Source organism: Pelosinus fermentans JBW45 (genome assembly GCF_000271665.2).
Lineage (GTDB): Bacteria > Bacillota > Negativicutes > DSM-13327 > DSM-13327 > Pelosinus > Pelosinus baikalensis.
This window is the reverse complement of the sequence record NZ_CP010978.1, coordinates 2,832,955-2,845,372: the sequence shown is the minus strand read 5'-3', so window position 1 is coordinate 2,845,372 and position 12,418 is coordinate 2,832,955. Positions and strand designations below refer to the sequence as shown.

The 12,418-nt window shown below is 40.5% G+C and carries 9 protein-coding genes; all 9 read left to right on the top strand.

The genetic code is table 11. The features are described from left to right. The first annotated feature begins 49 nt into the window (after positions 1–49). Positions 50–1,012, top strand: coding sequence for an NTP transferase domain-containing protein (locus JBW_RS12610; RefSeq protein WP_007952564.1), 963 nt, complete (start codon positions 50–52; stop codon positions 1,010–1,012). A 119-nt stretch (positions 1,013–1,131) separates the two neighbouring features. Further along, positions 1,132–3,687, top strand: a complete 2,556-nt coding sequence (xdh, locus tag JBW_RS12605; RefSeq protein ID WP_007952565.1) for a selenium-dependent xanthine dehydrogenase — start codon at positions 1,132–1,134, stop codon at positions 3,685–3,687. A 180-nt stretch (positions 3,688–3,867) separates the two neighbouring features. Further along, complete coding sequence (locus JBW_RS25735; RefSeq protein ID WP_052697334.1) at positions 3,868–4,059, top strand: hypothetical protein; 192 nt, start codon at positions 3,868–3,870, stop codon at positions 4,057–4,059. A gap of 82 nt (positions 4,060–4,141) precedes the next feature. Then, on the top strand, positions 4,142–6,256 hold the full coding sequence (locus JBW_RS12595; protein WP_007952566.1) for a xanthine dehydrogenase family protein molybdopterin-binding subunit: 2,115 nt from the start codon (positions 4,142–4,144) through the stop codon (positions 6,254–6,256). Then, positions 6,253–6,723 (top strand): (2Fe-2S)-binding protein, encoded by a 471-nt coding sequence (locus JBW_RS12590; protein ID WP_007952574.1) that lies wholly within the window; start codon positions 6,253–6,255, stop codon positions 6,721–6,723. The genes JBW_RS12595 and JBW_RS12590 overlap by 4 nt, the downstream gene beginning before the upstream one ends. Further along, complete coding sequence (locus tag JBW_RS12585) at positions 6,717–7,535, top strand: FAD binding domain-containing protein (RefSeq protein ID WP_007952576.1); 819 nt, start codon at positions 6,717–6,719, stop codon at positions 7,533–7,535. The genes JBW_RS12590 and JBW_RS12585 overlap by 7 nt, the downstream gene beginning before the upstream one ends. A 116-nt stretch (positions 7,536–7,651) precedes the next feature. After that, positions 7,652–9,004, top strand: a complete 1,353-nt coding sequence (locus JBW_RS12580) for an NCS2 family permease (protein WP_007952582.1) — start codon at positions 7,652–7,654, stop codon at positions 9,002–9,004. A 64-nt stretch (positions 9,005–9,068) separates the two neighbouring features. After that, entirely contained in the window at positions 9,069–10,346 is a 1,278-nt protein-coding gene (locus JBW_RS12575; protein WP_007952583.1) for an amidohydrolase family protein, read from the top strand. A 242-nt stretch (positions 10,347–10,588) separates the two neighbouring features. Then, on the top strand, positions 10,589–12,337 hold the full coding sequence (locus tag JBW_RS12570; protein ID WP_007952584.1) for a sigma 54-interacting transcriptional regulator: 1,749 nt from the start codon (positions 10,589–10,591) through the stop codon (positions 12,335–12,337). Positions 12,338–12,418: the final 81 nt, after the last annotated feature.

Sequence of the window (12,418 nt, the reverse complement as noted above, 5' to 3'; positions counted from 1 at the left end):
ATACTTGAATTTTTCGTGAGAGTTCAAATAAAAAAGGGAGGTGTCAAATTTGACACTACCTAGACAGAGTAAGTCGTTTGAGTATGAACAAAAGGAAAAAAAAATAACGGGTGGCTTAATTGTTGCAGCAGGAAAGGCGTCAGTAAGAAACGAACTAGATCCGCTATTGAAGATTGGCTCTATTACAATAGTAAAAAGAATTGTTTTAACCTTTCAGCAAGTTGGAATTTCGCCTATTGTGGTCATTACGGGGCATCGAGCTGAAGAAATTGAACATGATTTAGCAGATTATGGGGTCATATTTTTGCGAAATTTACAGTATGAAAATTCACAGATGTTTGATTCTGCAAAAATCGGACTTGAGTTTTTACAGAATAAATGTGATCAGGTAATCTTCAATCCAGTAAATATTTCACTATTTACACCCGATACGATTCAAAGAATGATGGAATGTGGTGAAAAGTTAATATCTCCATCTTATCATGGAAAAGCTGGTCATCCCCTTTTGGTATCTTCCGAATTGATTCCTAGGATTCTAACGTATGAGGGGAATATGGGAATGCGGGGAGCCATTGAAAATATCGGAGTGGAAAGGAAATGGATAGCGATAGAAGATGAGGGTATCCTCCATGATACGGATGCTATTGGTCGATTAGATCAACTTTTAAAAAAACATAATCATCAGATTCTACATCCTTTTGTTAGAATTAGTATTGAAAAAGAATCTCTGTTTTTTAATTCAAGAACAAAGCTGCTCTTGATTTTGATTCAGGATACCCACTCGGTACGGAGTGCTTGCAGACATATTGCCTTGTCTTATAGTAAAGCATGGAACATGCTAAATGAATTAGAACAAGAGTTAGGGTATGCAGTGGTGGAAAGAAAACATGGCGGCAGCAAGGGCGGAAAAACATATTTGACTAAAGAGGGTATTGATTTTTTGGAAAAATATCAGGAATTTGAACACAATGTACGCCAATATGCAAAAAATGAATTTGACCGATTATTCTAGCAGTTGGAACTAAATAGGAAGCAAGTTCTTTTGACAAAGAATTTGATGGAAAATAACTTCCATTTTATAATAATTTTAACGGAAAAATCGTTGAATTGTTATAGAATAGGAGGTTATTTATGTTTACCTTGCATATCAATGGTAAAGAGGTAGTTTCTCAATTTGACAAACCTTTATTGGCTTTTTTAAGAGATGATTTGCAAATTACTTCTGCAAAAGACGGCTGCAGTGAAGGCGCCTGTGGAACATGTACTGTATTAGTGGATAGAAAAGCAGTGAAAGCCTGTGTGCAAAAAGTTTCAAAATTTGTAGGCAAACAAATTTTAACAGTAGAAGGATTAAGCGAGCGGGAAAGGACTGTTTATGAACATTCTTTTGGTGAAGCAGGTGCAGTTCAATGCGGTTTTTGTATTCCAGGTATGATTATTTCTGCAAAGGCATTATTGGACGTTAACCTGAATCCAACGATTTCAGAGGTAAAGAAAGCAATCAGAGGAAACCTTTGCCGTTGTACCGGTTATAAAAAAATAGAAGAAGCCATTTTGTTGGCAGCGGCATATTTCAGGAATGAGCTGTCCATTCCCATTTCTTCAAATGAATTAAAGGTGGCCCAGAGATTCAAACGTATCGATGTAGCAGAAAAAGTAAATGGAACTGGTATTTTTGTCGATGATCTTAAGTTACCCGGAATGATTTATGCAAAAACAGTTCGGTCCCGATATCCAAGAGCGGTTGTCAACAAAATAGATATTAGTAAAGCAGAAGCGCATCCAGACTGCGTGAAAATTTTACTGGCGAAGGATGTTCCCCATAATGTGATCGGTCATGCCAAGCAAGATTGGGACGTAATGATTGCTGAGGGTCAAACAACTAGATATGTAGGGGATTCATTGGCATTGGTAGCAACCTATGATAAAGATAAATTGGATGAAGTCTGTAAATTGGTGGAAGTTGATTACACAGAGTTAACACCGATTACCTGTCCTACCGATGGATTAAAGGCAGATGCTCCTTTAATCCATGCGGATGGAAATGTTATGAGTCGTGCGAGTCTTCAACGAGGTAATGCGGATGAAGCCATTAAAAATTCTAAATATGTCGTAACTAGAAAATATAAAACACCATTTCAGGAACATGGTTTCATGGAACCGGAATGTGCCATTGCTATGCCAGAAGGAGAAGACGGCATTTTCTTATATTCTGGTGCCCAGTCTGTGTATGATGAACAGCGTGAAATTGCATTGATGCTTCAGATCCCCCTGGAAAAAGTACATTGTCAGACGCAATTGGTGGGAGGAGGATTTGGCGGTAAGGAAGATATGAGCGTTCAACATCTTGCCGCATTAATGGCATGGCATACGAAAAAGCCAGTCAAAGTAAAATTTTCACGGCAGGAAAGTCTGGACTATCATGTTAAGCGTCATGCCATGGAAATGGAATTTACGACAGCTTGTGATGAATATGGTTATTTAACAGGTATGAAAGCGGTTATTATTGCGGATACAGGTGCCTATGCATCCCTGGGAGGACCTGTATTGCATCGCGCCTGTACTCATGCTGCTGGCCCTTATAATTATCAGAATATTGACATTTTTGGCATGTCTGTTTATACCAATAATGTGGTTGCTGGAGCATTTCGAGGTTTTGGTGTAACACAAAGCTGCTTTGCTACGGAAAATAATATTAACTTACTGGCAGAAATGGCGGGTATTTCCCCATGGGAAATACGTTACCGCAATGCAATAAGGCCCGGACAGGTGCTGCCTAATGGACAGATTGCCGATGAAAGTGTCGCCATGGCAGAATGTTTAGAAGCAGTTAAGGATGTATATGAATCTAACCCATATGCAGGGATTGCTATAGCATTTAAAAATAGCGGCACGGGTGTGGGCAAGAAGGACATTGGCCGTTGTATTTTATCCATTGATCAAGGCAAGGTTCACATTCGAACTTCGGCAGCTTGTATGGGGCAGGGGATTGGAACCATGTGTGTGACGGTGTTGTGCGAGACAACGGGCTTAGATCCTTCCTGCATCGTACACGAAAGAGCCGATACGATACGTACACCTAATTCGGGAACAAGTACGGCTTCGCGGCAAACGGTAGTAACTGGTGAAGCGGTTAGACGAGGGTCTGAGAAATTGAAAGCAGAAATGGATAAAGGATTAACATTGGCAGATTTGGAAGGTCGGGAATTTTCTGGAGAGTATTCTGTCAAGACGGATCCAATGGGAGCTATTAAAGATAATCCCATCAGTCATGTCAGTTATAGTTATGGAGCGCAGGTTGTTATTCTGAATAAAGAGGGGAAAGTTGAAAAAGTAGTGGCAGCCTATGATGTGGGGACACCTGTTAATATCCAAGCTGTTGAAGGTCAGATTGAAGGCGGCATCATCATGGGATTGGGCTATGCGATGACGGAAGAGTTTAAAGTGGAATGTGGTTATCCAAAGACTAAACTTGGCACTTTAGGACTTATGAGAGCAACGGAAGCTCCTGAATTGGAAACGATTCTGGTGCAGGGGAAGGGCAAGATTCCTGAAACGTATGGAGCAAAAGGCTGTGGAGAATTATGTTTGATTCCGACGGCTCCAGCTTGTTCTCATGCTTATTATCGGCTAGACGGCAAATTCCGTACGCAACTGCCGTTACAAGACACCTTTTATAAAAAGTAAAACACAAACAGCTGTAAAAGAAAAGATTGCAGTGATGTTCGGACTGGAGAAGGTGATATTTCATTGGAACCAATGGTGTTCTATTGGCTGCTGGTTTATCCAGCCGTATGAAAGCGTTTAAACCTCTTTTAAAAATAAAAGGAAAAATGATGAATTGACGGATACCGAAAACACCCGCCTTTGATTTCGTGCAAATGTATAAAACATATCCTTGCTTTTACTGGCGAGGGCGGTCTGCGAGAAGTATGGCACCAGCTGGAAAGCCAAATTGTAACCGTTCCTGTTGAGGATATGGGCTGCATGTTAGATGCAGATACCCAGGAAGATTACAATCGGCTTTCAGATTATATGGAGAGTTTGATTTTATCTTGATTCATTTGTCAGCCAAAACTATAATTTATGGTTTTGGCATTTTTGAAAATGTCTATTACTAGAATGCGCGTGGGAGGAGAATATGGAAAATATTAGCGGATCAATAAAGAAGAAAGACCATGAAGCCAAAATAAACGGTAGTGCTCTTTATGTAGATGATCATCTGATGGACGGCATGCTTTATGGCAGAATGTTACATTCTGCCAAGGCAAAAGCACGTATTACCAAGATTATTCTTCCTGAATTGCCTGAGGGTTATTTGATTGTGGATAAAAACGACGTAACAGGTGTAAATCGTGTTGCAATTATAATTCATGACACGCCTGTTTATGCCGAGGATACGGTAGAATATGTAGGTGAGCCAATTTTAATGGTTGTTGGCCCGGATGATCAAGTCGTTGAGACAATTTTGCATAAGATTGTGGTAGTGTATGAAGAGAAAATCCCAGTTCTTGATATGCTGACATCAGATACAGTTTTCTTTGATTACAATTATACAAAAGGAGATATGGATAAGGCCTTAGCGGAAGCGGATCGTGTTTTTATCGAGACTTTTCAGACAGGTTATCAGGAACAGGCTTATCTGGAAACACAGGGGCTTATTGCCTATCCTCAGGATGGTCGCATGACGGTACGTGGTTCGATGCAGTGTCCATACTATGTGCATAGTGCAGTTGCCAACGCGATCGGCTGTGAGGGAAAAGACGTTCAGATTATCCAAGATGTTACTGGCGGCGGCTTTGGCGGCAAGGAAGCCTTCCCTTCCATACTCGCTTGTCAGGTCGCAGTTGCAGCAAAAAAGGCAAATAAGCCAGTTAAGGTCATTTTTGACCGACGGGAAGATATGGAGTTTACTTCGAAACGCCATCCATCCCTTAGTACCTATAAAGTAGCAATTAAAAATGGTGAAATTACAGGTATGGATATTGATGTTCTCTTTAATAGCGGTGCCTATACTACACTTTCAGCAGTTGTTTTGCAGCGTGGCTTGATTTGTGCAAATGGTGTATACCGCATCGATAATCTTCGCGTTGGCGGGCGTGCGGTTAAGACAAATACGGTACCTTGCGGCGCCTACCGCGGTTTTGGTGCGCCACAGACCTTCTTTGCCGTAGAAATGATTATGGATCATATCGCCAAGGAAATGGGTCTGGATTCTTTGGAGCTGAAAGAAAAATATATGGTTAAACAAGGCGATTCTACTTCCACAAGCGGCAAATATCATTTCCATGTGCCACTGCCTGAGATGATTCAGCGGATTGATGAGTTGACTGATTATCGTGCTAAGCGTAAGCAATATCAGCAGCAGATTGGACGGTACCGAAAAGGCATCGGTCTATCGATGTTCTTTCATGGTTGTGGTTTTACCGGCAGCGGCGAACGTGACATTATTAAGGCCGTGGCCAAGATTAGGAAAAATCCAGATAATACAGTAGAGATTCTCGCTAGCAACGCGGATATTGGTCAAGGGCTTAAAACTACGTTTTGTAAAATCGTTGCGGACACCCTTGGTATTTCTTATGATCGGGTATATATTGATAATCCGGATACAGATCGTGTGCCTGATTCAGGTCCTACTGTAGCCAGCCGTTCTTTAATGACCGTTGGAGGATTGCTGCAGCGTGCAGCAGAGAAACTTAAGAAAGAATGGCAGGAAGGAAAAGAGCAAGTGATAGAGGAGCATTTTGTTGAACCTGATTTTGTAATTCCTTTTAACCTTAAGGACTTTAGTGGCGACGCCTATCCAACTTATTCCTGGTCGGTCAATGCGATTGAAGTGGAGGTAGACACACTGACCGCCACGACAAAAATCCTTGGGGCATGGGGTATTTTTGATGTGGGTGTACCCATTGATATGAATATTGTCATGGGGCAGATGGAAGGCGGTTTTCTGCAAGGAATTGGTTATGCTTCCATGGAGCAAATGGATTATAACGCTAAAGGTATTATTCGTAATAATAGCTTTAGCGATTATATCATTCCTACAGCGGTAGATGTGCCAAATCTTGTGGCTGAAATTATGAACAATCCATATACCCATGGTCCCTATGGAGCCAAAGGGGCAGGTGAACTTCCTCTGGTTGGTGCGGCTCCTGCTTATGTGGAAGCGATGGAAAATGCTCTTGGTGCTAATTTAAATAAGGTGCCATTCACACCGGAAGATGTTATGAAAATTTTACAGGGGGTGAATACATGATGATAAACTTTATTCTTAATGGTCAAAAGGTTGTGTCAACTGCTAAAGCAAATGAGCGTCTGCTCGATATACTTCGCACTGAATTTGCTTGCACTGGAGTAAAGTGTGGCTGCAAGGAAGGGGAATGCGGTGCCTGTTCTGTCATTATTGATGGTAAATTAGTTAATTCCTGTATGGTGGCGATGGGGTATGTTGAAAGCTGTACGGTTATGACCATTGAAGGTTATCGTAAAACAGAGCGTTTTGCAGTTCTTGATACGTCATATGCCTCGGTTAGTGCAGTACAGTGCGGTTTTTGTACGCCGGGTATGGTACTTGCGTCCGAATGTATCCTTGCCAAGAATCCAAACCCGACGGAGGCAGAGATACGTGAAGGGATTTCCGGTAACCTTTGCAGATGCACTGGTTATAATGCCATCGTACAAGCGATTAGCATTGCAGCAAAGGAGGGGAAAGGTTTATGGTAAATGGTTACCAGGCAACATCTTTGAAAGAAGCATTGAAGATCCTTGCCAAAGAATCGGTGACGCCTTACAGCGGGGGTACCGATTTGATGATTGATCCAGAGGAACATGCGACATTTTTGTTTCTTGCTAGAATATCCGAGATGAAAAATATCATAGAAGATACAGAATATCTCCGAATTGGTGCTGCATGCACTTTTACTGAGATTATTGAAAATGAGTTGGTACCGGAGATTTTAAAGGAAGCAGCAGCGCAGATTGCGGCACCGGCAATCCGAAACCTAGCTACGATTGGCGGCAATATCTGTAATGGTTCAGCTAAAGGGGACAGTGCACTGATCTTATTTGCGACAGATGCTAAACTACGCCTTGTCAGCAGCAGGGGGGAACGAGTTCTTCCGATTGCAGAGTTCTATCTGGGTAGAAAGAAGACTGCTCTTAAGTCGGATGAACTACTTGTTGAAATTCTGATAGATCGAATCAATCTCAGTAATTATTATTATAAGAAAGTGGGGGCTAGAGATGCGTTGGCAATTTCTCGAGTCTCCTTTGCTGCCATTTTGAATGTCGCGGATGGTAAGATTGTGAACTGTATGACTGCATTTGGCGCAGTCAGCGATATTATCATCAGACGGCCAGATATTGATGCAATGTTAGTCGGTAAAACGACGAAAGAGGCCAAGGTTGTTAAGAAAGAGTATATAGCAGCGTATGATCAGGCAATTATTCCTATTAAAGGTAGAATTTCGGCAGAATACAGAAAAGCTGTTTGTATGAATTTACTTCGTGATTTTCTTGAAAGCAATGGAATCTGACTTCAAAATGTCACGATGAATTGATGATTACGTTATGAGAAAGTGCTGTGCATAGTAATTCATTATTTTAAATCTAGCATGAAATAGCCATATTTAAAAATAAGGAGCGTAAGTACATGTTGAAAACACAAGTAACGGAAAATCAAGGCAATATACAAGTTTTCTTGAACCGATATTTTAAATTATCGCAAAGAGGAACAGATATAAGGACTGAAATGTTAGCTGGTTTAACTACCTTTATTGCTATGTCTTATCTGATTTTTGTCATACCAGGACAATTTCTGGCCGCGGCTGGCATGCCTCACACCAGCGCTACGGCGGCTACCATTCTTTCCACGGTATTTGCTACTTTACTGATTGGTCTTTACGCTAATTTACCCATTGCGATGGGGCCAGGATTAGGTTTAGGCGCTGTATTTGCTTTCGTTATGGTTGGCAGCATGGGCCTAAGTTGGCAAACAGCATTGGGCGCGGTTTTTGTATCAGGAGTGTTATTCTTTATACTCGCCATAACCAATATCACCAAGGCGGTCATTGAAGCGATCCCTACCATGCTTAAATCCGCTATCGGTGTAGGCCTTGGCTTATTTATCGCCTTTATTGGCTTTAAGGGGGCCGGCATTATTGTTCCATCCCCGGGCACCATTGTAACCTTAGGCAGTTTAAAACAACCTGGGGTACTTTTAGCGATTATCGGTCTGATTATAAACAGTATTTTATTGGCACGCAAGGTAAAAGGTGCTTTCCTGATTGGCATTTTATCGACCACGATAATCGGCATGTTTATGGGGGTTGCCAAAGTGCCAACAAGCATTAACGATTTAATTTCCTTTATTCCGCCAATGCCGGTTGAAACTATGGGGCAATTGGATATTATGGCAGCCATTGGATATGGCCTGGTATCCATTATTTTTACGATTACCATTGTGGATCTGTTTGATAATATCGGCACGTTAATTGCTATTTCCGGTAAGGCTAAATTACTTGACAAAAACGGTAATCTGCCTGATATTAATAAAGCTTTGCTGGCGGGTTCTTTGGCAGCTATGATGGGAAGCTTTTTGGGCTCCTGTACAGTGACTTCTTATCTGGAGAGTGCGGCAGGTGTTGGGGCTGGAGGCAAATCAGGTTTGGCATCCGTTACTACCGGGATATTATTTTTGGCCACTCTTTTTATAACGCCTTTGGCTGCTTTGGTTCCAGGGGCTGCTACTTCCTCCATCCTTATTATTTTGGGAGCTTTAATGATCGGTGAAATTGCACACATTGATTTTACCGACTTTACCAATGCGCTGCCGGCGTTTTTAACAATTATTTTGATGCCGTTAACGTCTAGTATTGTGGAAGGCATGGCCTTCGGTTTCATTGCTTATACACTGCTCAAAGTGGTTACTGGCAGAGTGAAAGAGATTAATCCTTTAATGTACGTTTTATCCATTATTTTCGCAATCCACCTCTGGATGAAGTAGTGACGTTCTGGGAATATTTGATTTTGTGAGCGGTTCTAAGTAAAAAAGGTGGGTGAATATAATAATGAATAATGACGTGATGATTATTAAAGGAAATTTCATTTTTACACCCAGTTTTGGTCAGTTAACAGTTCTGGAAAATCGTTATATTGTAATTGAAGGACAGTGGATCAAAGGAACGTATACTGAGCTTCCTGAAGAATTTACAGGGTTGCCTGTAATCGATTATGGAGATGATCTGATAATTCCGGGATTTGTGGACTTGCATTCCCATGCACCGCAATTTGTCAACCGCGGTTTGGGACTTGATCTGGAATTACTTCCATGGCTGGAAAAATATACTTTTCCAGCAGAGGCTAAATTTAACGATTTGGCATATGCAGAAGCAGTTTATAAGGCGGTTGTTGTAGATCTTTGGAGATGGGGGACCACACGTGCTGTACTGTTTGGCACCATTCATAAAGAGGCTACGGCTAAGTTGCTGGAACTGCTGGCAGGGGCAGGTTTGGGAGGATATGTGGGAAAAGTCAATATGGACCGGAATTCTCCGCCAGCACTGACAGAAACAACAAAGCAGTCATTGGCCGATACGGAGGAATTTTTGCAAGACACTGCCAGTCGGTATGCATTGGTAAAGCCGATTGTCACGCCAAGGTTTGTACCTTCCTGTACACCGGAACTGATGACGGGACTGGCTTACTTAGCCAAGAAGTATCAGGTGCCGGTCCAGTCCCACTTATCAGAAAATACTGCTGAGGTCACCTGGGTGAGAGAATTGCATCGGAAGTGCCAGAACTATGGAGACGTCTATAATCAATTTGAATTATTCGGCCAGCAGCCAACCATTATGGCACACTGTGTCCATAGTGATGCTGCCGAAATAGAACTGATGGCGAAGAATAATGTATATGTGGCTCATTGCCCATCTTCCAATGCTAACCTATCCAGCGGGATAGCACCTATTCGCAGGATTATTAAACAAGGGGTTTCGGTTGGATTGGGTTCCGACGTCGCGGGCGGACACCAGGTGTCCATAGCGCAGGTGATGGTAGAAACTGTGCAAGCGTCCAAATTGAAATGGCTGGAAACGCAGAAGACGGAAGATTTTATTACTATGCGAGAAGCTTTTTATCTGGCAACCAAGGGTGGCGGCAGCTTTTTTGGTCAGGTAGGCAGCTTTGAGGCAGAATACGAATTTGATGCATTAGTCATTCATGATCACTATGTAGTCGATCCGAATCAGCGGTCTTTGGAAGAACGACTGCATCGGTTTATTTATATCGGCGACGATCGAGATATTATTGCCAGATATGTAGCTGGTAAAAAAGTCGATCATCCGTAATCTGCTTTGTAGGATAAAATAGACTTGATCAAGTAGAGTATAAGCTCCTTAAGATCAAGTCTTTTTCTTATAGTACTAGATTGCTTTAAGGCGGACAGTTCCATGTTATTAAGGCTTTAGGACTAGTTGAAGGAGAAGCAATTGCTATGTGGAATTATTCCATATTGCTTATGGATTTCCATAGTTAGCAAGAAAGCAGCTCTAGCAGTTACTGAGAAAAGAGTAGTGGGGGGCAGGCTGTTGTGCAAAAAACAATTTTACAGGAAATTCAGGATGTAGTTATTCAGTATGGAAATATGATTTCTCATGTGATTAAAGTGGATGTGGAGATTGTTGATAGTAATTTATTTCGTATTTCTGGTACAGGACAATACATTAACCAAATAAATGTTGATATGTCGAAAGAAGGCTTTGTTTATCAGCAAGTGCTGGCTACGGGTGAAACCCAATTAATTAAAGAACCTGGTGAACATATATTTTGTAAGTTGTGTTCCAAACAGAGCTGCTGTGATGAAAAAATGGAGTTATGTACTCCTATTAAATTAAATGATGAAATTATTGGGGTAATTGGATTAATTTGTTTTGATGAAGAGCAAAAGCAAAGATTATTAGATGATATAGATTTTTATCAACTATTCATACTGCAAATTGCAGGATTTATAGGAGCGAAAGCCTATGAGCATCGAGAGAACGAACGAAACCAAGTCATAACTAATTTATTACTGCAAGTGATTAATAATGTAGACAAAGGTGTACTGATCTTAAATCAAAGTAATCAAATTATTCAAATTAATGAGAGTGCTTTAAAGCAATTGCAATTAACCTCATCTTGTATCAACGAAAAAGTTGTCATTGAGGCTACTGGTGATTCGATGTTAGGGGTAGAGGAATATAAAATCATGATTGCAAACAAAAAGTTCTACTTAATGGGAAATTTATTAAGCGTATCTCCAGGTTTAGCAGTTTATGATAAAATTTTTATTTTTGACGAAATGAAAAGTGTAAAATCAGACATTTATGGCTTAACAAATGTATCTAAATTGGTTAGCTTAGACAATATTATTGGTGAAGCGGAAGTAATTAAACAACTAAAAAATAAAATACGCAAGGTAGCTGACTCTACATCTACAGTACTTGTTACAGGGCAGAGTGGTACAGGTAAAGAATTGATTGCTAGGGCCATTCATGCTACAAGTAATCGAAGTGATAAACCCTTCATTGCTGTAAACTGTGGAGCTATACCTGATACTTTATTAGAAAGTGAACTTTTTGGTTATATAAAAGGGGCTTTTACTGGAGCAGACCCACGTGGGAAAATTGGCAAGTTTGAACTTGCGAATAAAGGCGTTATTTTCTTAGATGAAGTGGGTGATATGCCAATTTACTTACAAGTTAAATTGCTAAGGGTTTTACAAGAGCGAAAGCTAGTACGAATTGGTTCTAATCAGTTAATATCATTTGATGTTCGGGTTATAGCTGCCACAAATAAGGATTTGAAAGCTTTAATCAAAGAAAATAAGTTTCGTGAGGATTTATATTATAGATTGAATGTGATTCCACTTGAAGCACCGGCTCTTGGGCAAAGAATAGAAGATATACCATTGGTTGTAGCTAGTACTATAGAAAAATACTGTGGTTTATTTCATAAGAAAGTACAGGCTATTGATCAGCAAACTATGAATATTCTAATTCATTATCCTTGGCCTGGTAATGTACGTGAGTTAGAAAATACTATTGAGTTTATGATTAACATGGCAGACGAATTAGGGACATTAACTGAGGACACATTACCTCGCAATATTCGTGAATATAAAAATGATATAGGGCAGGCCGAGGGTGAAAGTATTCGGCTTTTGCGAGAAGTAGAACGAGAGCATATATTGAAGGCTGTTGCTTTTCATGGCAATACTACAAAAGGTAAGCAGGTAGCTGCAAAACAGTTAGGAATTGGAGTTGCTACCTTATATCGAAAATTGAATGAGTTATTATAATTGGTATTTATTTTGGAATGAAGCTAATAGTGATATCGAAAATAAAATTATCATAATGATAATAAATTTTTAGAATTTAAT

Excerpts from the sequence above, each read along its gene's own strand:
- xdh (WP_007952565.1), top strand. The coding sequence starts at position 1,132 with ATGTTTACCTTGCATATCAATGGTAAAGAGGTAGTTTCTCAATTTGAC.
- JBW_RS12585 (WP_007952576.1), top strand. The coding sequence starts at position 6,717 with ATGGTAAATGGTTACCAGGCAACATCTTTGAAAGAAGCATTGAAGATC.
- JBW_RS12580 (WP_007952582.1), top strand. The coding sequence starts at position 7,652 with ATGTTGAAAACACAAGTAACGGAAAATCAAGGCAATATACAAGTTTTC.
- JBW_RS12590 (WP_007952574.1), top strand. The coding sequence starts at position 6,253 with ATGATGATAAACTTTATTCTTAATGGTCAAAAGGTTGTGTCAACTGCT.
- JBW_RS12575 (WP_007952583.1), top strand. The coding sequence starts at position 9,069 with ATGAATAATGACGTGATGATTATTAAAGGAAATTTCATTTTTACACCC.
- JBW_RS12595 (WP_007952566.1), top strand. The coding sequence starts at position 4,142 with ATGGAAAATATTAGCGGATCAATAAAGAAGAAAGACCATGAAGCCAAA.